Here is a 21,445-nt window from a genome sequence, read left to right on the forward strand (position 1 = left end):
CCGGCGTGTCGGGACCATGCGAGTACAGCGATCATCGGTCAAAGGACAATTCGATGACAACGTGCAATGTCACACAGCTTCGCACGCCTGAATACCGGTGTCAGGGCCGCCAGTTCAGAGAGCCAGGGCGCCGGGGTCCGAAAGCCGCTCGGTCAGTCCGGTCTGCGGATCGACACCAAGGAGCAGATTGAGGTTCTGGACGGCGGCGCCCGACGCACCCTTTCCGAGATTGTCGAGAACGGCCGCCAGCACGACCTGATTTTCGGCTGTCGAGCCGAAGACGTGCAAATGCAGGTCGTTGGTGCCGACCAGCGTTTCAACGTCGAGCACGCTCGCCCCGTCCCCCGGCCCTTCCACAGTATGATTGAAGACGCTGACGGCCGGATAGCCGCGATAGTGTTCCACCAGAACCTCGGCGATGGCACCCGGCGATGTCGGCGTCGACAGCGCGCGAAGCTGCAGTGGCACCTGAACGATCATTCCCTGACGGAATCGACCGACTGACGGCACGAAGATCGGCTGTCCGGACAGAAGCCCGTGAACACGAATTTCCGGCACATGCTTGTGATCGAGGCCGAGACCGTAGACCCTGAACGGCGTCGTCAGCGGCTCTGAGTGATCGGGATCCTCGAATCGCGCGACCATCGCCTTGCCGCCGCCGGTATAGCCGGATACGGCGTTGACGGTCACCGGAAAGTCGGGCGGCAGGATGGATCGACCGACCAGCGGACGCAGCAATGCCACGGCCCCGGTCGGATAGCATCCGGGATTGGCGACGCGCCCGGACCCGGCGATGCGTTCAGCCTGATCCGGCTCCATTTCCGGAAACCCATAGGCCCATTCGGGGTCGACACGGTGTGCCGTGCTGGTGTCGATGACTTTGACGCGGTCGGACCGGATCAACGATACGCTCTCCCGGGCCGCGTCATCCGGCAGGCACAGCACGGCAATATCGGCGTCGTTGATCGCCGCCGCGCGCCGGTCGCGGTCCTTGCGGTCCGCATCGGGGAGTTCGAGGATCTGCAGATCCGTGCGTCCCGCAAGCCGTTGCATCAGTTGCAGACCGGTCGTTCCGGCGCTGCCGTCGATGAATACCGTCGCCGTCATCGTTCAAACTCTTGCTTTGCTCTGCCCGTTTCGACCGCGGATCATGGGCAATATCGGACCCGGCGGCAAGTCCGGTGGCCCTCAGGCGTAAGACGACTTGCGGATATTGCCCAAAAGCTTGTGCAGCAATGCCAGCAGCGTCGCGCGCTCATCGTCGGTGAAGCCGTCGAGCGCCCGGTCGTAATGGCGCATCGCCACAGGCAGAATCCGGCGAAAGGCCGCCATGCCGGCCTCGGTCAGGCTGACGGTCACGAAACGCGCGTCGCCGTCAACGCTGCTCTTGCTGACCAGCCCGTCACGCTCCATCCGGTCGACCATCCGGCTGAGGGTGGATTGCGGCGTGACGGAATAGACCACCAATTCACTGATCGTACGGGAATTCTGCGTGGCCAGCACCGCCAGAATACGCCAGTGCTGCTGGCTGAGGCCGAGCTGCTTCAACTCGTCCATCAAATCGGTGTTCAGGCGATTCGCGATTCGGTTGAGCAGATACGGCAGGAAATCGTCGAGATAGATGCCATCGGCGAGCGGCTTTGCGCCCCCGTCCGATGGGGCTGCGTTGCCGTCATCTCCCGCCGGATCCGAGTAGTCAGCGCCCGCGCTGCGATCTCTGCTTGTTTCGTTGGTCATGGAGGTATCCTTCCGTCACCACGCCTTTCAGCGGAGTCCGGCCGCTAATTCGGGTAGCCATGTCGCCAGCCCCGGATACGCGAGGATCAGCGCCAAAACAAGGATTTGCAGGAGGATAAACGGTGCCGCCGCCGTATAGACCTGGCGAAGGGTGATATGCGGCGGCGCAACCCCCTTCATGACGAAAATCAGCAGCCCGAACGGCGGGGTCATGAAGCTGACCTCCATGCAGATCAGCATCATCACGCCGAGCCACAGCAGATCGATGCCGACCAGCTCGGCCAGGGGCACGAAGAACGGCAGCGTCACCATGATCATGCTGATCTGGTCCATGAACGCGCCGAGAAACAGCAACACCAGCAGCATCAGCAGCAGGACCGTCAGCGTCGAAACCTCGGCACCCTCGATCAGCGCCAACAACCCCCGCGTCGCCCCGGAGAACGACAGAATCTGCGAGAACGTGATCGATGCCACGATGATGAACAGGATCATCACCGATATCTTGGTGGTCTCCATCAGGGCGGTTTTCAGCGCCTCGACGGTCAGGCTGCGATAGCACGCCGCCGCGACGAGCGAAGCCGCGCAACCGATGGCAGCGGACTCCGTCGGCGTCGCCCAGCCGGCGAGCATGCTGCCGACCACCGCGACGAAGATGCCGAACAGCGGCACGACATAAATCAGGAACGGACGGACCCGGTCCCAAAAATCCAGATTCGCCAGCCCGTCATCCCCGGCCGGCGCCAGTGTCGGGTTCAACACGCAGCGCGTGACGATATACGCCAGAAAGACCGCGCTCATCATCAGGCCCGGTATGATGCCGGCGATCAGCAACTGCGAAATCGAGATGCCCGCAAGACTGCCGAGCAGCACGGCCAGCGCAGACGGCGGGATCAGCATCGCGATGCCGCCTGTCGCCATGATCGGCCCCATCGCGATCGAGGGATGATAGCCGCGCTTGAGCATATCGGGCAGAAGCGTGCTGCCCAGCATGGCGGTGTTGGCCAGCGAAGAGCCGGACAGCGTGGAAAAGATCGTGCCGCCGGCCACCGTGACCACCGACAGCCGGCCCGGAACCCGGGAAATCAGTCGGTTGGTAGCCTCGATCGCGCGAAAGGCGAGGCCGGAATGAAACAGGATCTCGCCCATCAGCAGGAACAGCGGAATCGGCGCGAGCGAGAAGTTCGTCAGCGACGCCGCGGCATTGCGCACGAGTTGCCCGAGTCCGATGCCGCCGCCCAGAAAAAGGATCGACCCGACGATGTTGACCCCGAGAAAGGCGACCGCGACGGGCAGGCCCAGTGCCATGAAGAACACCAGCAGGCCCAGCAGGATCGTCAGGCTGGTTACCCAGTCCATATCAGCCGGCCCCCGCAATCGTGTCGGCCCCGGGGACGGGGCGGTCGCCGACGATGATGTCAGCCGCGCGCATCAGAAAACCGATGGTCAGCAACATCAGGGTGAACGGCAGAAAAGCCAGCAGTATCCATTCCGGAAACACCAAAGTCTTCAAAATCATGGCGCCGCGGGCATGGGCGGCCAGCGTCACAACAACCCCGTACCAGGACAGGATCCCGGTAATGGCCGCACCGACAAGCGCCGCAACGATCTCCAGCACTCTTGCGCCGCCAGCGGGCAAAACGCGCGGCACAAGGTCCATACGGACATGCGCACCCAGCGACAGCACCCATGGCGCCGCCAGCAGGGTCATGCCGTAAAGACCGTATTCCGTCGCCTCGTTCGTCCAGGGAATGGTGCCGAGCCGAAGGTTGCGGGCAAGAACGTCGGCGCAGATCAGCACGACCAGACCGCCGGCGATGGCGGCGGCAACCACCGCCAACGCCCAGACCAGAAAGTCATGAACGACCCGGCAATAGCGCAGCGCCGTCATCTGTCGCCGATCAGATCGCGCAGGCGTCCGGCGTTCTCGGCGTCGATCTCTTCGGCCTCTTCCCAGCCGACGCGATAGGCGGTGTCGAGCCAGCTTTCCGCCTGCTCGCCCTCCAGCGTGATCACCTCGATCCCGGCTTCGGCCTGACGGTCATATTCCGTCTGGTTGATCTCGGCGTTCTCGTCGTTGAACGCTTCGGTCCAGACCGCCGCTTCGGTCAGGAAATCGCGTTGTTCGTCGCTGAGGCCGGTCCAGGTGTCGAGATTGACCAGGAACGAGACGTCGACATTGTAAAAGCCCGGATCGACGCGATAGCTGGTGTGTTCCTGCCAGCCCAGGTCGAGCACGCCCTGCGCCGGCCAGCCATAGCCGTCGACAACGCCGCGCTCCAGGGCGGTGTACACTTCGCCCGGCGCCGTCTGAACCGGCGAGCCGCCCAGCGCATTGATGAAGGCGCGATAGGTCGATGTCGTCCGGATGCGCAGATCGCTCAGATCCGGTCCGTCGACCGGCTGAGTGGTATAGATGTGGAATGGAATCCCGATGCCGGTCCGGGCCAGATAATGGACGTTCATCTGCTCGCGGTGTAGCTCGTCGATAAAGTCCATGGCGCCGTTCTCGCGCATCTCGGCGGAGCTGATTTCGGCCAGCTTCAGCGCATCGCCCAGGGGTAGAACATTGGTGTAAAAAGCCCCGCTGGCATTTGCCAGGTCGATGATGCCCTGCGACACGGCGCTGCCCATTTCGAACGGCGGAATCGCTTCGGGACCGCCGATCAGATCGATCTGAACGAGCCCCTCACCCTCCTCGTTGACATGGTCGACGAACCGTTCGAACTCGCGGGTGAACGTCGTTCCCAGCGCAAAGGAACTGGCCGCGCGCAGCGTCGCCTCTTCGGCGGCGGCCGGCAGCGCCGCCAGACCGGCCATGACCCCGATGCCGCTTGCCAGCGCCACCGTCGAAATCCTGCTGAGTGTGGTCTTCATCGTGGGTGCCTCCTGTCGCTTGTTTGTCGCATTCTTCTTGCCATCAGACAGCCGGCGGGACCGGCTGTCCATCCGTCGCCGGCGTTTACGCCAGCGTGCCGCCGTCGATCATGTCCCGCAACCTTATCCCGCTCGGATCGGCCAGCGCCGCCTCTCGCAGTTCACCGATGCGCGCCACGGCGTCAACCGGCGGCGTATCGTCGGCCAACAGGGGATCGATCGCCCGGTCCATCAACAGATGGAAGGCCGACCAGCCGCGCCGGTGCGTATCGGAATATCCCTTTATCAGCTTGGCACAGCGCGCGATTTCGGTACCCAGCGCCGGCGACCGCTCGGTACCGGCGATCACCGCCGACAGCCATCGCTCGATCAGGGCCTGTTCCTCGGCAAACCGGAAGGTTCGCGGCCGCCAGACCCGCAACCGCGCCAGCAGCCACAGCCGCAGGAAACCGAAAACGGTGTGCGTGCGGATGCGCATGCGGACGTGTTTGGTGCCGATCCAGCCGCGCCGGTCGGCCAGCGCCATCAGGCGGCGGCCGAGACCGGGCGTCAAAAGGGCGGCGACTTCCTCGACACCGGGCTTGAAGAACTCCGTCAGTTGAACCGGCTCGTTCTCCGCCGCCCGGACCTCGCCGCGCACGCGGTCGAACCGTTCCGCCCGCGTCTTGAGATCGGCGACCTTGACGATGTCCTCATAGCTCATCCACAGGGCCAGAAACCGCGCCGTTTCCCGCGTTGCCGGAAATCCGTCGGCGCCCCCATGCGCGCGCTCGGCGGCCAGCACCGGCGCCAGCCGGTCGAGATAGCGGCGGCCATAGGCGATATCCTGAAAATCGACCACACGCTCCAGGCCGGTTTCGACCAGACGGGCGATATCCGCCGGGAACTCGGCCCACACCCGCTTTCTGAGGCCGCCCAGCGTCGTCGGCGCCGCGCGGCCGGACTCGCTTTCGGCATTGTCGATCGGCGCCGCACCCAAGGTCTCGGCGCCGCCGCCCGCCGCCAGATCGAAACCCGCCCGGAACGCCGCCAGATTGCTGTCGACCATCTTGCCGGTGGCCCTGATCGACGCCTCGTACACCTCGCGTGCGATCGGCAACGCGCCGGAGCCCGACAGGATGCCCAGCATCACGGCATTGGGCGCGCCGCCGGCCTGTTCGGCGATGCGGCGGATATCCATCAGATATGACCGCTTTGCCACCGCATCGATCGCCTTTTCCAGCGGCCGGTGATCGAACCGCCCGTCGGCCATGGCCGATTTCTCGCTGATGGCGTAAACTCGATGGGTCGAGGCGATCAGCGTCGTCCGGTCGGGGCTGGCAAAGCCGCGCTCCATCGCCCGCCCGGCCTCCAGAATTTCAGAGGCGACGACGACATCGACCTCGCCCGGAACGGGATAGAGGCCGAACAACGGGCGCCGCCCGCCCAGTTCCGCATAGGGCACCGGCAGAAACTCGACATAGTAGGTCGTCGCGCCGGTGCGCTGGGCCACGCCGGGAATGGACGTGCTCTGAACCGGAAAGCCGCTCTCCATCGCGGCGCGGACGATCCAGTCCGTCAACACGCCGCCGCCCTCGCCGCCCAGGGCCGCGATCACGACAGAGCGCGACTTCACCCCGGCCGCCGGATCGGCAGCGTCGGGCTCGCGGGTGTCGTCGGGAATGCTGATCTGATCGGGACTCACGGGATCAGACCTCCGCCCGGCGGGCGGTAAACCCCTGAAGGGACCCGATCACGCGGTTGCGCAGCCGCGCCATGAAGCGGTCCCATCGGCCGGGATTGCGGATGATGTCGGCGCGATAGAACGAGGGGCAGAGCGCGGCGGCGTCGGCGACCTCGCCGCACAGGCCGCAGCCGACGCAGTCGTTGTTCACATGGGCGACAGGGTCGGTGCGCAGCGGGTCGGCGGATTCCTTGACCGTCAGCGACGGACAGCCCGACAGCCGGATGCAGGCATGGTCGCCGGTGCACACCGTCTCGTCGACGCCGAAACGTGTGCGCACAACCCGTTCGCCGCGTTTCAGCGCCGCACCGTCCGCCACCTTGACCCGACGCTGGCGGGCAAGCTGGCATTCGCCGTCGGCGACGATGACCTTCAGCCCGCCGGCCTTCGACGTCACCGCCTCTTTCAGGGCCGACACCATGTCGCCGACCTTGTAGCTGTTGATCGTGCGCACCCAGGACACGCCGAAACTCTTGACCGCATCCTCGATCGTCATCAGCGCCTTGCGATCGGGCCCGACCTTCGACGACGGGATGGTTTGCTGGCCGGTGGCCGACGAATAGCCGTTGTTCAGCACGACCAGCACGCCGTCGGTGCCGTTCTGGACCGCCCCGGACACGCCGCTGGTCAGGCCGTTGTGCCAGAATCCGCCATCGCCCATGACACTGACCACCCGCTTGCCCAGCGCCGGGCGCACGCCGTTGGCGCTCGCCAGCCCCAGGCCATAGCCCAGGATCGAGTTGCCGATATTGAACGGCGGCAGGGTGCTGAAGGAATGGCAGCCGATGTCGGCGGAAACGTGGAACTTGCCGATCTGGCGCTGGGTCAGTTCCATGGCCGTGAACACCGGTCGTTCCGGGCAGCCGGTGCAGAAGGTCGGCGGCCGCGACGGTACCGCGCCGCCGATCAGCGACCGCGCCCGATCGGCGTTCGACGTCACCCGATGGACGATGCGCCCGACCGTCTCCAGATCGACACCCCGGGGCACCGCGCCTTCCAGATAGGCGCCGAGGCCCTTGAGCATGACATCGGCGACATATTCGCCAGCTTCGGGCAGCACGCCCTTGCCGATCACGGTGGTGTTCAGGTCGGCCTTGCGCAGGATCGTGTTGACGGCGTCCTCGATATAGGCCGGAAAGCCCTCCTCCACCACCAGCACCGACCGCTTGCCGGCGCAGAAGCCCGAGATCTCGTCGGGCAGCAGCGGATAGGTCACGTTCAGCGCCAGTATCGGAATGTCGGTACCGCCGAACCCGTCGGCCAGGCCAAGCTGGGCCAGCGCGCGCATGACCGTGTTGTGCAATCCGCCCTGACAGATAATGCCGACATCGTCATAACGCCCGTCGAAATGATCGTTCAGGGCGTTGTCGCGGATGAATTTCAGCGCCTCGGGAAAACGGCGGGTGACCTTGTCCTGCTCCTGCACATAGGTCGACGGCGGCAGGCAGATCCGGTTGTAGTCGAAGTCTGGGTTTTCCAGCGGCGCCTTGGCCGAATAGCGCGGGCTCTTGTTGTCGCGGGTTTCGAACCGGCCATGCATGTGACATGCGCGGATGCGGAACTCCATGATCACCGGCGTGCTGGTGGCCTCGGAGAACTCGAAGGACTTTTCGATCAGATCGACGAAACGCGTGTGATCGGGGCGCGGGTCCATCAGCCACATGGACGACTTCATGGCAAAGGCGTGGGTGCGCTCCTGGATGATGCTGGCGCCCTCGCCATAATCCTCGCCGACGATGATCAGCGCGCCGCCGACCACGCCGGCCGATGCCAGATTGGACAACGCGTCCGAGGCGACATTGGTGCCCACGACCGACTTCCAGATCGCCGCGCCGCGTATCGGATAGTTGATCGATGCCGCCAGCATTGCCGCACTGCCGGCCTCGTTGGCCGCCGGCTCGTAATGGACGCCCAGTTCGTCCAGAAACGGCTTGGCCGTCGACAGCACGTCCATCAGATGAGAGACCGGCGCGCCCTGATAGCCGCTGACATAGCCGACGCCGGACTGCAACAGCGCCTTGGTGATGGCAAGAATGCCCTCGCCCTCGAAGACCTCGCCGTCGCCGCGTTTCAGCAACTCAATCTCAGCGGAATACGACCGTTCCATGCCTGCCCCGACCTTTGCGTCACCTCGCCACGGCGAAGCATATGCAAATTCATATAGGCAGGCAAGGATACACTTCAGGGGCGAAGCATCACTCTCTTGAAACGCAATTGCGCTCAAAAGGCTGGAAGCCGTGTCCGACGAGCATGACCACCGGCTGACCGTGCGCCGCCAACCCGGCTACGATCAGAGCTACTTCTTCATCGCCACCGTTATCGACGACCCTCTGCGCTACCACGCATCTGATCTGGCATGAGCGGCTTGAAACCGCAGAGTTCCGCCCAGTTGCGGCGCAGAGATGTGCCAGCATGGCGATCGCCATAATGCTCACGCACCCAAGCACTATAGGCCTCAAGGGGGCCGTCATGTCGGTACAGGCAGTATTCGGCCATCGCCGTGCCGGCCCGCAGGCCGGATTGAAGTGCCGGCCCCAGCCCTTCGCCGGTGAGGGGATCGATCAGTCCGGCGGCATCGCCGCAGGATATGACCCCGCCGCCGAGATGCCACAGGCGGCCCTGACCGCTCCACCCGTTGCCGACGCCGCCGCGCAGCGATGGGCAACCGGCAATGCCGCTCGATTCTCGGGACTGGACATAGGTATCGAACGCCGCGCGCAGGGCGTGCCCCTTGGTGGGAGAGAAAGCGCAGATGCCGATGTTGACCTGGTTCTCACCAACCGGAAAACACCAGCCATAGCCGGGCCGAAGGCCGAGCAGAAAGTCGAACGCCAGGATTTGCGGCTGGTGGCCGTGTCGGTACCCGGTTACGGACCAGAAGCGGGTCGGGCGGCCGTCGACACCCAATCGGCGCGCCAGGCCGTCGGCCGATCCCGCTGCAATGATGACACCGTCGACATTGATGTCTTCGCGGCCGCCGGGTCCCTGCGCGTCAATAGTCCACTGGTTACGGCCCGTCGCTACGATATTGCGGACCCTTGTTTCGTAACGCAAGTCGGTGGTCGAAGCGGTCCTGTCGCGCAAGGCCTGATCGAACGCCTTACGGGGCATGACAAAACCGGTATCCTTGCCCAGGCGCCAGGTCCACAATTGGGCCCCATGGGCAAACAGCGATACCGCCGAAACCGCGGCCCCAAGTCGTTCAAGGTCGCGCGGCATCATTCCAAGGGCAGTGAGCGCGCTGACGGCTTCGCCCATGAACGCATCCCCGCAGGCCTTGTCCTTGCCGGGTCGGCCACGCTCGAACATGACCGCCGCGATGTCCCGTCGGGCCAGAACCGTCGCTGCCGCGCAGCCGGCCGGGCCCGCGCCGATGATGGCGACGCGCGGTCGACTCATTTCGGTCCGTCCAGTGACGTTGCCGTCAGATCCCCCAACAGGCAACGCAGCGGCGGGCAATCCAGTCCTGCCGCTTCCAGCGCCGATACGGCACGGGAAAGTCGCCCGACGCCGATGGCGATCAACGCTTCGGTCGTGGGCGCGTCGCTCAGGGCACGCCCCAGCCGCGACGGCGTATCCCCATATGTCGAATGGGCAGCAAACCGGTTTCGGGCGGCGAACTCGATCAAGGGGACGTTCCATGAATCGGCATTCGCGTCTTCGACGAGATCCTGAATGTCGTCGATCCACTCAAGATAGTCGCCCAGAGCGTCCATGGAATTCCGATACTGGTCAAGGTCGCATTCGGCAGGAGATCCATCGACGCAGACCGGCATCAAGGCCATGCACCAGGTAGTCGTTCGGGTCTTGGAATCGAGATCCCTGCCAATGGCGGACAGGTCCGACCCGGTCCGGGAAAACCGCAGACAGGGCGTGCGGAACTCCGCCGCGAGAGCCTCGCGAGCCGCTTGGGCGACGGCGTTGCGGATAGTTGGATCCCGCCGCCACGCGGCGCTTTCCCGGACGGCCTCGGTCCAGAACAGGGCCGTTCGCCACAAGAGCGCGGTAGCGGGATGGCGGTGGGTCGTGTCGGCCCAGCGCAAGGGCTGAGGGCCGTCCCGTGTCAACGCTGAAGGGATTTCACGTTGAAGGTCGGACCGGTCGGATTCCGTCAGCAGGTCCGGTGCATTGTCGATCAACCCGTCGAGCAGGCGGATAAAAACGTAAATCCATTGCCCGAGCTGCCGGGTTTGCATGTTGGTGGCACCGTGCAGGCCGGTAGCGAGGGCTTCGGCAATGCGGCCGCCCAGGCCGGCGCTGCGCGGCAGGGAAAACATGAATTCCAGCCGCGCATCACCTTCGACCAGTGCCTGAAAGGTCTCGCCGTCGAATCCTTCAGCGTCGGCATACGTCTGGAGCATGTGCACGCCGTCGACCAGGGATGCGGCCATCCGGTCGGCATGTCCGGCGAGAGCGCTATCGAAAGCCGGCGCCAATGCTGCCCACTGCCGCGCCATGAGATCGCGATGCAGTGTCGCCACGAGCCGGTCCGGATCGATCGTCATCGCCGATCTCCCCACCGGATTCTGGCCATTGCGGTTACCATAGGCCCTTGTTGTGAACCAGATAACCATTGGCGAAATAGGTATTATCGCCATCCAGGATCAGGTTGTATACGGGCATCTCGTACGGTGCCCCGGCGGCGGCGATGCGCATGACCGTTTCGTCGACAAGCGGAATTTCCATGGTTGCGGCGGCGCTGCCGGTAGTCACCGGCTGTCTCCATTGCCCTGGCATGCGCGACAGCCGGTCCCCGATTACCATCGGCGTTGCCTCCAGCGTCATCCCCTCGGCCTTACCCGCCGTCGGGTCGAGGGCTTTCCAGCCGGACTGCGTCCAGAATGGGTGTTCGGCGGTAAAAAACGCCCGGCCGTCGTTGATGGCAAAAAGACCACGGTTGCCGAGCAGCGGTGTTTCCACATCCAGAACGCGATTGGCTGCGCCCGACCAGCCCAGGACCCGATCACCCACAGCGATTGCAGCGATCGGCTTCTCACTGCCATCGGCCATCGTGACGACCGTTTCACCGTCAAAGCAACAAGTCGTCGTTGGCGGCTTTGGGTCCAGGCAGATCGTCACCCAGCCCGAACTGACATCCGAGGAGGTGAATGAGTGGGTTTTCGGATGGAGCCCGCCCGCCGACGCGGTCAAGGCGTAGCCGGGATAGGCATAGGAGGTATACCAGAAGCCGTAAACATCCGCCGAAGCTATATTGCCGAGATTATCGGACAGCGTCGCGTATCCGATCCCGTTGTGATTGTCGCAGCGTTGCACGCGACCTTCGACATAGGCCATCGCTCACCCTTCCCCATTGCTTGATTGTTCGGTACGGTGTCGTGGGGCTCCCGGCCCCATGCCAAGGCCCGAAGCCATATTGGGCACGCGCATACCGCCGATCGCGCCAGATCGTGCTGCGAGAACCTTCAGCATCAGTCGCCGGGCCGTCTCCGGGTCATCATGGTCAAACTCTACCTGGGGCGGCGCCATCCTCGCCGCGAGGGCCGCGAGTTGGACCAGATTGCCGAGGCTGTCGATGGGAAAAAGAAAATCGGGAACCAGAGACGTGAAATGCCCCAGGTCGTAATCCTCGCCCCGAAAGCGGATGGGACCATTGCCCGCAAGCTCCCTCATGCTCTTGATCGGTAGCCGAGGGGCCAGTTGGCTGACCAGTTCCAGGGTCTCGCGCGCCTCGTCCACCTCGTGGACGATCAGTGTCAGGGTTTCGAGATCGTCTTTGCCGGAATTCGGATTCTTTGCCATGCCGGGCGCTCCTTCGGGTCAAGTGTGGGCCGGGTCAAGTGTGGGCCGGGTCAAGTGTGGGCCGGGTGATGGGTGGTCAGGTGACGCTAACAACCAAGGTGTAACCTCCGATAATGTGCCGGTCGGTGCGCAGCAGAATGTCCGCGACCACCACATCGCCACTTGCGGCCTCACCGGGTGCCGTTACTTCCACCTCCAATTGGCGTTGCTCGAATGGTTGAGCAGTAAAGCGCAGTATGGGGATGTCCGACCCGCCCTGGGTACAGGCACCGTCGGAGGACAGCTTGTCGTCGGCACCGAACGCATCGCACATTGCCTTGCCGGTGTGCTGCGGCACCAGAATGCGTGTGTGGTCCGTCAGACCTGCGGCCAGGGCCGGTGTTCCCCGAACCGGTGTCGCAATCGGGTCTTTCTGACGAAACTGCGTGTGGGCGTGTCGCCCCAGCGCGGCCAAGGCTTCCCGGGTTCGGGCCGGAAGGGCGCCGGCGGCGAAGCGCTGTTCGATCTCCCAGCCGTCGTTCGCGCCGCTGTGAGTGGTGGATGCCAATTGGTTCAGCAAAGTCTTGCGGGGAAGAGCAAGGCCGACCCGCGTGGGACGCAGGACACGCATGCGTGCGGTGACGGCAACGGCTGTTTCTATTGGAAACAGATTGTTTGCGAACAACAGCATCTTCGCCGCCTTTCCGGCCGGCGCCGACAGGACGGTAATGTTTCGCTGGCCGGCACGGCGGTCGAGGCGCGGTTTGAACGGGTTCTGGATTGGATCGAGAATCCAGTTGCTGCAATTGACCTTGAGGCATTCATGTCCGTTATTGACGAATTCGGGTACCCAGGGCGTCTGGCATCTCACCTCCCGTGATTGCCATGAGGGAATCGTGACCCATTCCGTACCGATCGGCTTCATGTGGTGGGCGTCCAGGCCGAGCGAGGGATCGGCCCAGTAGAAGTCGACCTGGACCGGCAGGGCAGCGGCCAATCCCAGGTTAAAAACTCGGCAATGGACAAAATTGGCTTCACCGGCGACGGCATTACCATCCGGATCGCTGGATTCGACCCGAATGTCGGGTGACTTCCAGTGAATCTCTCCGTTGGGTATGGGGCGAGCACCCACGTCGGTAAGAGCGTAGCGGATGAGAAGCCACGGGGTGTAGGTCGAACGGTTCTTCTCCCGCGCGATCCGTTGCAGGCGGCGATAGAGTTCAAGGATACGCTCTTCGCTCCAGGGCGAGTTCGGATCGGGCCGATCATCCGGACGTCGGTCATCCTGGGGAGGACGGCGGTCCTTGTCTCGATGCTTCCGGCCTTCACTGCGGTCCGTCTTATCCTGATGCGCGCGCGTGCCGTGTCGATTTCCGACCATCGTTTGGAGTCCCCGAGTCAGGGTTCCGGTTCTATGTCTACCGGATCGGTGTAAAGGCTGTTCTTGAACTGCCAGGTCATGTACGCGGTGCCGCGATCGCCATCGAGGTTCCAGTCCGGCAAGGCGCCGTGGCGGTGCTGAAGAACGTCAACGGCGTTGGCGACGGCATTGCCGAACTGTACCGGCAGCGCCATGGCGCCAACGACGGCCTGCGTAGCCACGGGCCAGGACCCGCCGTCGCGAACGCGGCCGTTGGTCAGGGGATTGGTCGCGTCGTTGTTCAGAAAGAAATCGGGGTAGGCGGTGGTATAGTAGCCAATCGTATGGGGGGCTTCGAAAGTTGTCGGTGCCAGGTGCCAGCTTGCGGGCGTGCCATCCCATACCGTTGCGGGAAAGACTTCCGGCCGCCGCGACTTGACCAGGTTCGGCCCGCTGTCATAGCGGGTGCCCAAGAGGTCGGCAGTCGCTTCGTCATTGCCCAGGAATTGGGTGTGCGGATAGATGAAACCCGCATAAACCAGAAGTTGGTCCAATCCGCGCAGCCCGTTGGCCAGGTATTGGCGGTACCAATAGATCATACAGCGCAGCTTGCCCCAATCGACATCGACGCTGCCCAGAATCAGGGCAACGCCACCGGCGATCGCGCCGCCGCCCGCAACGAGCCCGCCAGCCAGGAATATCAGTCCACCGATGATCGCCAGGATGAAGCCGCAGACCTTCTGGGCGGTATCGACTTCGACAAAGTCCTCGGGATTGGGTGTTGGCGGAGGCAAGGGGCCGCCGGAGGATCCAGACTCCGTCGGATCGACCCAGGGTGGTGCGCCCCCACAATCCGCGGGCGGTGCCAGGGTCTCGAACCGATGGACGCATCCGATGACGTCGCCGCTGGTCTGGAACCAGAGAACGAGCCAAGTCATCAAATAGGCGGCGTTCAGTCGTTCTTCACGGACGGCGCTCGTCGCAGTTACCGGGCCATGGGCATCCTGGTAGGCGGCGATCCAGAATTCCGTGAAGTCGCTGGGCAGGATGTCGCTCTGCGCGTCACCGGACCATAATCTGCCCATGACATCCTGAAGGTCGATACCGGGCAGTTCGATCTTTTCGTGGAGGCGAGCGTCACAAAGATCGGGCCAATCCGCATAAGGGGGTGTCATGGTGTCGCCGGAAACGCTGGCACCGGCCCCCTGGTAGCCATGAGTCCAGGCTGCAATGAAGTTGTTTATCCAGCGGTGACGCCACCACTGAGTCCGGTAAGGGCCGCCGACGATGGAGTTGGCAAACGGGCTGGCACCGGTCTTGGCTGCGTAGCTGGCCGCGTATCCATAGGCATAGGCGCGGAAACGGTCGTCATTGGCCGCCTCGGCCCGCGAAACCAGGGCGGAAACGAACTTGCCCGTATTTTTCCAGTGAAGCTGTGCCCGGGCCTTCCACAGTTCATGGGGTGGTACGGCGTCGCCGACGCTGACGCTGATGACCGGTTTCATGGCCGACCCGATGCTTACTGCAACCGGGACGGCAATGCCGGGAATCTGGTCGACAATGATCTGCAGGCCGTTGGCGACATCCTCGATATCCTCCAGGCCGCCATCATCGGACAGCGTTTGCAGAGCATCCAGGTCTTCGGCTTCCGCAATTTCGTCCAGCCGATCGATGATTTCCCGCATGCGCGACAGCAGGGACAATAGTCCCTTCTCTGCCACCATATTGTCGCCGACAATGCCGATGATCTGACGCCAGATGACTAGATAGGGGTTGCCGCCCAACTCGCCGGGTGGTGGCGGCTCGCCGGGAATGAAGTCCGCCAATGTCGGACCGATGACGCCAAGATGTGCATAAACCGATTGGTTTTTCATCACCTTGCCGACATCCTGAAGATCGGCATCCGGTGACATTGTCAGCCGCTCGATTGTATCGTCGAGTACATTGAATAATGTAGGAATGCCCGGCATGTGACACCTATAACTGTGCTGGAACTGTGCTGGCCTACAAGATAAAAAGCTAATTATTGTATGTTTATGTTCACGGATTTTGTAGATACAGAATCCAAGTATAGATTTAATGACAACGATTGCAAAGAAATACAAAATTCATAATAAAATATATAATATTTTAAATTTATTTACTGTATAATAAATTGAATTAGAAATTATGTTTCTAAATTTCTGTTATTATAAACGAGCCAACCTCCTTTTCAGGATCGGTTTTTGCTGTACGCGCAAGTTCGCATCCTGAAAGTATATCCCTAATTCTTTATATTGCATTGTGATTATTTTGTGACTGAAAGTAGCTATAATATAATATATATAAAAAGGCTTCCTATCCAGGCAATTCCCAGAGGGCTGCGAGTCCGGTCGCGCGAATCGTGGGATTCTCGCCCGGATGAGGACATGTCCGATAGCGCTTGCGACTCGGAGGCCCGGGGTTACGACCTCTTTCAATCAGGCCGAACCAGCGTTTCCTTACCAGATCACGCCCAATTTCTTCGATACCAGACCTTGACCCAACTTAAATACCGGCTTCAGAAAGAATTCATAATATCCTATGTTACGGGCCGGGCCACGTCGGACCGCCGATCAGATGTGCAGCACCCCACTGCAGCTGCTCCCGACCGACCCGCCCCCGAAACGGCCGCTCACTCGCCGCCCGAGGCGCATTTGATGCAGGTGGGGATGGTGGGATCGACGGCGAGGCGTTTGGGGGCGATCTCTTCGTCGCAGACCGTGCAATAGCCATAGTCGCCCTTGTCGATCCGGGCGATGGCGGCCTGGACGCGCTGCACATCCACGTTGCGCGCATTCTCTGACGCCAGTGCCATGGCCTGCTGCTGCATGGCGTCCATACGCGACAGCCGGCCGACGGTCGTCTGATCGAGTTCGACCGGCTTGCGGTTGGCAGCCGTGTCGGTGCTGGCCGTCTTGAGCGTCTTCAGCCGTTCGACCAGGGATTGGCGCAGTGCTTTCAGTTCGTCGTCGCTCAGGGCCATCTCTCGTCCGCTCCGTCTCGGAATTCCCTGAGTCTGACGAAGAAAGGGCGCAAGGAAAAGAGGGAAGTTCCCCCGCTCCTCGCGCCCTTGCAGTCCGGTAGGTCTGTCGCTGGTTGGTGCGGCCTATTCGGCGGCGTTGCGCAGCGCCTCGTCCTCTGTCCAGCGCAGGATCGGCTTGCGGGCCGCGGCCGTTTCGTCCAGCCTGCGCAGCGGGGCGTAATACGGCGCCCCGGCGAAATACGCCTTGTCGCCGGCCTTCGCCCGCTCGGCCAGATAGTTGAGCGTGTCGACGAACTGGTCCAGCGTCTCCTTGCTTTCGCTCTCCGTCGGCTCGATCAGCATGGCGCCGTGGACGACCAGCGGGAAATACACCGTCATCGGGTGGAATCCCTCGTCCAGCATCGCCTTGGCGAAATCCAGCGTGGTGATGCCGGTGCCCTTCAGGAAGCGGTCGTCGAACAGGGCCTCGTGCATGCACGGCCCGGCGAACGACGGCGTCATGGTGCGCGACAGCCCTTTCATGATGTAGTTGGCGCTGAGCACCGCATCTTCCGATGCCTGGCGCAGGCCGTCGATGCCATGGCTGAGCATATAGGACAGCGCCCGGACGAACATGCCCATCTGGCCGTGGAAGCCCTTGAGCCGGCCAAAGCTGTTCTTCGTCTCGCCCTCGGCCGATTCCACCAGATCATAGACATCGCCCTTGCGGGTCACGACCGGGTACGGCGCGAACGGGGCCAGCGCCTCGGACAGCACCACCGGACCGGAACCCGGACCGCCGCCGCCATGAGGCGTGGAGAAGGTCTTGTGCAGGTTGATGTGCATCGCGTCGATGCCCAGATCGCCCGGCCGGACCTTGCCGACGATGGCGTTGAAATTCGCCCCGTCGCAATAGAAGAACGCCCCGACCTCGTGCACCGCCTCGGCGATGCGGGCGATGTCGCGCTCGAACAATCCGCAGGTGTTCGGATTGGTCAGCATGATCGCGGCAACGTCGCTGTCCAGCATTTTGGTCAGCGCCTTCAGATCGACCCGGCCGGTCTTGTCGACCGGGATCGTGTCGACCTTGTAGCCGAGCGACGCGGCGGTCGCCGGATTGGTGCCATGGGCACTTTCCGGCACCAGAACCCGCGTCCGGCTTTCGCCGCGATGCTCGATCGCCGAGCGGATGGCCATCATGCCGCACAATTCGCCATGCGCGCCGGCGCCCGGCGTCATCGCCACGGCCGGCATGTTGGTCAGCGCCTTGAGCCATTCGGCCAGATCGTCGATCAGGGCCAGCGCGCCCTGCACGGTCTCGATCGGCTGCATGGGGTGGATGTCGGCAAGCCCCGGCAGCCGCGCGACCTTTTCGTTCAGGCGCGGGTTATGCTTCATCGTGCACGAGCCGAGATTGTACATCGTGCTGTCGATGCCGATGTTCTTCTGGCTCAGACGGGTGAAGTGACGCACGACCTCGGGCTCGGTCAGGCCCGGCAGGCCGACCGATTTCCGTTGCGCAACGCCGCCCAGTCGCGGTTTGCCGACGTCTGGCAGGTCGGGCAGGTCGACGCCAGTCGATCCAGGGCTGTCCTGTTCGAAGATCAGCGATTCCTGCAGCATCAGCGCCCGGTTGCCGGTATAGGTGCCGGCAATGCCGCCGAAGCGGTCGCCTTCCGGCCCGTCGACGGGAGCCGTCGGCCGGCCCTGCTTGTTCATGCCGGTCATTGCAGTTCCTCCTTGAGGCCGTCGATCAGCGCGTCCATATCGGCGTCCGTCGTCATCTCGGTCACGGTAACCAGCAGGTCGCCGGACAACTCGGCGCGGTCCGGATAGAACCGGCTGACGGGAACGCCGGCCAGGACGCGGCGCTTGGCGAGGCTGTCGACAATGCCGGCGGCCGGTTTCGGCAGCCTGACGGTGACCTCGTTGAAGAAGCCCCGGTTCAGCACCTTGACGCCCTTCAGTTCGGCCAGCCGGTCGACCAGCTGGATCGTGCGGGCATGGTTGAGCTCGGCCAGCTTCAGCAGTCCGGCCTCGCCCAGCAGGCTGAGATGAACGGTGAACGCCAGCGCGCACAGGCCGCTGTTGGTGCAGATGTTCGACGTCGCCTTTTCGCGGCGGATATGCTGCTCGCGGGTCGACAGGGTCAGCACGAAACCGCGATTACCCTCTGCGTCGGTCGCCTGACCGCAGAGCCGGCCCGGCATCTGACGCACGAATTTCTGGCGTGTCGCGAACAGGCCGACATGCGGCCCGCCGAAGTTCAGCGAATTGCCGATCGACTGGCCCTCGGCGACGACGATATCGGCGCCCATATCACCCGGCGGCGTCAGCAGGCCCAGCGACATGACCTCGGTCACCGCGACGATCAGCAGCGCGCCCTTGGCGTGGCAGGCCTCGGCCAGCGCCGTCAGGTCGCTCGGATGGCCGAACAGGTCCGGTGTCTGAACAACGACGCATGACGTCTTGTCGTCGATGCGGTCGGCCAGATCCTCGACGTTCTCCGGATCCGGCGGGCATTCGACCAGATCGAAGCCGATGAACCGGGCCAGAGTGCGGGTCGTCTCGGCGTAATGCGGATGCAGGCCGCCGCTCATCACCGCACGGCTGCGCCGGGTCAGGCGATTGGCCATCAGCACGGCTTCGGCGCAGGCCGTCGCGCCGTCATACATCGAGGCGTTGGCCACATCCATACCGGTCAGCAAGGCAACCTGCGTCTGGAATTCGAACAGATACTGCAGGGTGCCCTGGCTGACCTCGGGCTGATACGGCGTGTACGAGGTCAGGAACTCGCCGCGCTGGATGATATAGTCGACCGTCGCCGGCACATGGTGGCGATAGGCCCCGGCGCCCAGAAAGAACGCCGCATCGCCGGCCGGTGTGTTCCGCCCGGCATAGTCGGCAAACAGGCGCTCGACTTCCAGCTCGCCCTTGTGGGTCGGCAGGCCGTCGATGCGATCCTTGAGCAACAGGTCGGCGGGCACGTCGCGAAACAGGTCGTCCACGGTGCCGGCGCCGATGCTATCGAGCATCGATGACCGGTCCTGGTCGGTGAGCGGCAGATAACGCATCAATCAAGCCCCTCCACAAAGGCTTCATAGGCTTTCTCGTCCATCAGTCCGTCGAGCGCGCCGGTATCGGCGATCTTTATCTTCATGAACCAGCCGGCCCCGGTCGGGTCGGAGTTCACTGTCGACGGATCGTCGGCAAGCGCGTCGTTGGCTTCGGTCACTTCGCCGGCAACCGGCATATAGATCTCGCTGGCGGCTTTCACGCTCTCGACCACGGCCACCTCGGCGCCCTTGTCCAGGGACTTGCCGACTTCGGGCAGTTCAACGAATACGACGTCGCCCAATTGCTGCTGGGCAAAGTCCGTGATGCCCACCGTGCCGATGTCGCCGTCGACGCTGACCCATTCATGGTCTTCAGTGAAATATGTCTTGCTCATGGCTCAACCCTCTCCTGGTCGTTATTGGGCCTCTCCATTTGGCTGGAGAGAGTTTTCATGTTTTGGATCCCGCAGCACTGCGGAAGTAATTCTGGGGTACGAAGGGCAGCGCCGCGATGGTCGCTGGCACGGTCTTGCCGCGCACGACCAGCCCGATCCTGGTGCCGGGGGCGTCATGGCCGGCCGCGACATAGCCCATCGCCACCGGCGCCTGAACCGTCGGCCCGAATCCGCCAGAGGTCACGCGGCCGATCTCCGCTCCGTTCTCGTCGACGATGACAGCGCCTTCCCGGGCCGGGGCGCGACCTTCGGGCCTGATGCCGACGCGCCGCCGGGGGGCGCCGTCGCGCAATTGCTGCTGAATGACACTCGCGCCAGGGAATCCCCCCTCTTCGCGCCGCCGCTTGCCGATCGACCACGCGAGATCGGCTTCGATCGGTGTCGTCGTGGTATCGATGTCGTGACCGTACAGGCACAGCCCGGCCTCGAGCCGAAGGCTGTCGCGGGCGCCGAGGCCGATCGGCTCGACTTCCGGCTGGTCGAGCAGGCGTTCGGCAATGCCGGCTGCCTTGTCCGACGGCACCGACAGCTCGTACCCGTCCTCGCCGGTATAGCCACACCGGCTGATCAGCACCTCGACACCGTCAAAGGCCGAATCCCGGCACGACATGAACGGCATTTGCGCCACGGCGTCACCCTCGGCGCTGCCGATCAGGCGCGACAGCACCGCCGCCGCCTGCGGCCCCTGCAGCGCCAGCAGGCCGCGGTCGAGCACCTCGACCTCGTGCCCCGCCGGCAACCCGCTGCGGATATGCGCGATGTCGTCGTCCTTGCACGCGGCATTGACGACCAGGAACAGATGGTCGGCCCGGCGGGTCACCATCAGATCGTCCAGAATGCCGCCCTTGACGTTGGTCAGCTGGGTATAGCGCATTCGATCGGTCTTCAGCCCGGCGATGTTCCCGGGCACCAGCGTCTCGATCGCCGCCTCCGGATCCGGGCCGCGCAGGATCGCCTGACCCATATGCGACACATCGAACAGCCCGGCCGCGTTGCGGGTCTGGGCGTGCTCCTTCATGATGCCGGCGGGGAACTGCACCGGCATCTCATAGCCGGCGAAGGGAACCATCCGGGCGCCGTGCGCACGGTGCAAGGCATTCAGCGGGGTCGCTTTAAGGGCGTCGGTATTGTCGGTGGTGGTCGGGTCGGTCATCGTCTCGTCCTCGGACAGGGCCAGTTATCGACGGTGCCGCCACTGCGGTTCCATCCTAACGCCCCACTCTGTCCGAGACCTGAGAGATTCACGCGAGCCGCAAAAAGCGTCCGCCGCTTACTCCTTCGGTGGGATGAACCGACTTCCCGGCGCATCCGCTTTCCAGAGTGCCATACATGTCCCTGGCGGTCCGTTGGCCTGAGAGTTTCCGGGGCGGTTGCTCCTTCGGCGTCGACCGGCAATCGGGCAGGTCGAACTCTCCCGCCAGGGCCTTGGCTATGGGCCATAGCATAAGGGTGGCAGCGTCGATGTCAACCGAATGCGGGCGCACGGTCCGCAGCACGGTGTATGACCGGCTTTCGCAG

18 protein-coding genes and 2 riboswitches are annotated in these 21,445 nt (G+C 63.5%); all 18 genes read right to left on the minus strand.

What is annotated here, in order from left to right:
- Window positions 1-114 precede the first annotated feature (114 nt).
- The 18 genes from argC to gcvT all read right to left on the minus strand — a co-directional run bounded on the left by argC (window position 115) and on the right by gcvT (window position 21,080).
- The gene (argC, locus tag ABZ728_RS06420; RefSeq protein WP_366655189.1) at window positions 115-1,107 is read right to left on the minus strand and encodes an N-acetyl-gamma-glutamyl-phosphate reductase; all 993 of its coding nucleotides are present in this window, start codon (window positions 1,105-1,107) and stop codon (window positions 115-117) included.
- An 81-nt stretch (window positions 1,108-1,188) separates the two neighbouring features.
- Window positions 1,189-1,737 (minus strand): MarR family transcriptional regulator, encoded by a 549-nt coding sequence (locus ABZ728_RS06425; protein WP_366655190.1) that lies wholly within the window; start codon window positions 1,735-1,737, stop codon window positions 1,189-1,191.
- Between the two features lie 27 nt (window positions 1,738-1,764).
- Entirely contained in the window at window positions 1,765-3,093 is a 1,329-nt protein-coding gene (locus tag ABZ728_RS06430; protein ID WP_366655192.1) for a TRAP transporter large permease subunit, read from the minus strand.
- Window position 3,094: 1 nt separating this feature from the next.
- Complete coding sequence (locus tag ABZ728_RS06435) at window positions 3,095-3,625, minus strand: TRAP transporter small permease (protein ID WP_366655193.1); 531 nt, start codon at window positions 3,623-3,625, stop codon at window positions 3,095-3,097.
- Entirely contained in the window at window positions 3,622-4,611 is a 990-nt protein-coding gene (gene dctP, locus ABZ728_RS06440; RefSeq protein WP_366655195.1) for a TRAP transporter substrate-binding protein DctP, read from the minus strand. The genes ABZ728_RS06435 and dctP overlap by 4 nt, the downstream gene beginning before the upstream one ends.
- A gap of 85 nt (window positions 4,612-4,696) precedes the next feature.
- Entirely contained in the window at window positions 4,697-6,295 is a 1,599-nt protein-coding gene (locus tag ABZ728_RS06445; RefSeq protein WP_366655197.1) for an indolepyruvate oxidoreductase subunit beta family protein, read from the minus strand.
- Between the two features lie 4 nt (window positions 6,296-6,299).
- Window positions 6,300-8,441 (minus strand): indolepyruvate ferredoxin oxidoreductase subunit alpha, encoded by a 2,142-nt coding sequence (locus ABZ728_RS06450; protein ID WP_366655198.1) that lies wholly within the window; start codon window positions 8,439-8,441, stop codon window positions 6,300-6,302.
- A gap of 209 nt (window positions 8,442-8,650) precedes the next feature.
- Window positions 8,651-9,733 carry an NAD(P)/FAD-dependent oxidoreductase gene (locus ABZ728_RS06455; RefSeq protein ID WP_366655200.1) on the minus strand — a complete coding sequence of 361 codons (1,083 nt, stop codon included), beginning with the start codon at window positions 9,731-9,733 and terminating at the stop codon, window positions 8,651-8,653.
- A complete protein-coding gene (locus ABZ728_RS06460) occupies window positions 9,730-10,839 on the minus strand; it encodes a hypothetical protein (RefSeq protein ID WP_366655201.1) in 1,110 nt (369 codons plus the stop codon). The genes ABZ728_RS06455 and ABZ728_RS06460 overlap by 4 nt, the downstream gene beginning before the upstream one ends.
- 34 nt (window positions 10,840-10,873) lie before the next feature.
- Window positions 10,874-11,629, minus strand: coding sequence for a Hint domain-containing protein (locus ABZ728_RS06465; protein WP_366655203.1), 756 nt, complete (start codon window positions 11,627-11,629; stop codon window positions 10,874-10,876).
- Between the two features lie 3 nt (window positions 11,630-11,632).
- A complete protein-coding gene (locus ABZ728_RS06470; protein WP_366655205.1) occupies window positions 11,633-12,094 on the minus strand; it encodes a hypothetical protein in 462 nt (153 codons plus the stop codon).
- 76 nt (window positions 12,095-12,170) lie between these two features.
- Window positions 12,171-13,454, minus strand: coding sequence for a hypothetical protein (locus ABZ728_RS06475; protein ID WP_366655207.1), 1,284 nt, complete (start codon window positions 13,452-13,454; stop codon window positions 12,171-12,173).
- A gap of 17 nt (window positions 13,455-13,471) precedes the next feature.
- Window positions 13,472-15,403, minus strand: a complete 1,932-nt coding sequence (locus ABZ728_RS06480) for a hypothetical protein (protein WP_366655209.1) — start codon at window positions 15,401-15,403, stop codon at window positions 13,472-13,474.
- 683 nt (window positions 15,404-16,086) lie between these two features.
- On the minus strand, window positions 16,087-16,437 hold the full coding sequence (locus ABZ728_RS06485) for a TraR/DksA C4-type zinc finger protein (RefSeq protein WP_366655210.1): 351 nt from the start codon (window positions 16,435-16,437) through the stop codon (window positions 16,087-16,089).
- A 123-nt stretch (window positions 16,438-16,560) separates the two neighbouring features.
- Window positions 16,561-18,039 carry an aminomethyl-transferring glycine dehydrogenase subunit GcvPB gene (gcvPB, locus tag ABZ728_RS06490; protein WP_366655719.1) on the minus strand — a complete coding sequence of 493 codons (1,479 nt, stop codon included), beginning with the start codon at window positions 18,037-18,039 and terminating at the stop codon, window positions 16,561-16,563.
- Between the two features lie 101 nt (window positions 18,040-18,140).
- Window positions 18,141-19,490, minus strand: a complete 1,350-nt coding sequence (gcvPA, locus tag ABZ728_RS06495; protein WP_366655211.1) for an aminomethyl-transferring glycine dehydrogenase subunit GcvPA — start codon at window positions 19,488-19,490, stop codon at window positions 18,141-18,143.
- Window positions 19,490-19,867: a glycine cleavage system protein GcvH gene (gcvH, locus tag ABZ728_RS06500; RefSeq protein ID WP_366655212.1), complete on the minus strand. Its 378-nt coding sequence runs from the start codon at window positions 19,865-19,867 to the stop codon at window positions 19,490-19,492. The genes gcvPA and gcvH overlap by 1 nt, the downstream gene beginning before the upstream one ends.
- 55 nt (window positions 19,868-19,922) lie before the next feature.
- Window positions 19,923-21,080: a glycine cleavage system aminomethyltransferase GcvT gene (gene gcvT / locus ABZ728_RS06505; RefSeq protein WP_366655213.1), complete on the minus strand. Its 1,158-nt coding sequence runs from the start codon at window positions 21,078-21,080 to the stop codon at window positions 19,923-19,925.
- Window positions 21,081-21,138: 58 nt separating this feature from the next.
- Window positions 21,139-21,256: riboswitch (glycine riboswitch) on the minus strand.
- A riboswitch (glycine riboswitch) is annotated at window positions 21,257-21,354 on the minus strand. It lies immediately after the preceding riboswitch.
- Window positions 21,355-21,445 lie beyond the last annotated feature (91 nt).

Source organism: Fodinicurvata sp. EGI_FJ10296, assembly GCF_040712075.1.
In the GTDB taxonomy this organism is placed as follows: Bacteria; Pseudomonadota; Alphaproteobacteria; order DSM-16000; family Inquilinaceae; genus JBFCVL01.

What these genes read in the sequence shown, in the direction of transcription:
- argC (WP_366655189.1), bottom strand. Translation starts at nt 1,107, where the DNA reads ATGACGGCGACGGTATTCATCGACGGCAGCGCCGGAACGACCGGTCTG.
- ABZ728_RS06425 (WP_366655190.1), bottom strand. Translation starts at nt 1,737, where the DNA reads ATGACCAACGAAACAAGCAGAGATCGCAGCGCGGGCGCTGACTACTCG.
- ABZ728_RS06430 (WP_366655192.1), bottom strand. Translation starts at nt 3,093, where the DNA reads ATGGACTGGGTAACCAGCCTGACGATCCTGCTGGGCCTGCTGGTGTTC.
- ABZ728_RS06435 (WP_366655193.1), bottom strand. Translation starts at nt 3,625, where the DNA reads ATGACGGCGCTGCGCTATTGCCGGGTCGTTCATGACTTTCTGGTCTGG.
- dctP (WP_366655195.1), bottom strand. Translation starts at nt 4,611, where the DNA reads ATGAAGACCACACTCAGCAGGATTTCGACGGTGGCGCTGGCAAGCGGC.
- ABZ728_RS06450 (WP_366655198.1), bottom strand. Translation starts at nt 8,441, where the DNA reads ATGGAACGGTCGTATTCCGCTGAGATTGAGTTGCTGAAACGCGGCGAC.
- ABZ728_RS06455 (WP_366655200.1), bottom strand. Translation starts at nt 9,733, where the DNA reads ATGAGTCGACCGCGCGTCGCCATCATCGGCGCGGGCCCGGCCGGCTGC.
- ABZ728_RS06460 (WP_366655201.1), bottom strand. Translation starts at nt 10,839, where the DNA reads ATGACGATCGATCCGGACCGGCTCGTGGCGACACTGCATCGCGATCTC.
- ABZ728_RS06465 (WP_366655203.1), bottom strand. Translation starts at nt 11,629, where the DNA reads ATGGCCTATGTCGAAGGTCGCGTGCAACGCTGCGACAATCACAACGGG.
- ABZ728_RS06470 (WP_366655205.1), bottom strand. Translation starts at nt 12,094, where the DNA reads ATGGCAAAGAATCCGAATTCCGGCAAAGACGATCTCGAAACCCTGACA.
- ABZ728_RS06475 (WP_366655207.1), bottom strand. Translation starts at nt 13,454, where the DNA reads ATGGTCGGAAATCGACACGGCACGCGCGCGCATCAGGATAAGACGGAC.
- ABZ728_RS06480 (WP_366655209.1), bottom strand. Translation starts at nt 15,403, where the DNA reads ATGCCGGGCATTCCTACATTATTCAATGTACTCGACGATACAATCGAG.
- ABZ728_RS06485 (WP_366655210.1), bottom strand. Translation starts at nt 16,437, where the DNA reads ATGGCCCTGAGCGACGACGAACTGAAAGCACTGCGCCAATCCCTGGTC.
- gcvPB (WP_366655719.1), bottom strand. Translation starts at nt 18,039, where the DNA reads ATGCTGCAGGAATCGCTGATCTTCGAACAGGACAGCCCTGGATCGACT.
- gcvPA (WP_366655211.1), bottom strand. Translation starts at nt 19,490, where the DNA reads ATGCGTTATCTGCCGCTCACCGACCAGGACCGGTCATCGATGCTCGAT.
- gcvH (WP_366655212.1), bottom strand. Translation starts at nt 19,867, where the DNA reads ATGAGCAAGACATATTTCACTGAAGACCATGAATGGGTCAGCGTCGAC.
- gcvT (WP_366655213.1), bottom strand. Translation starts at nt 21,080, where the DNA reads ATGACCGACCCGACCACCACCGACAATACCGACGCCCTTAAAGCGACC.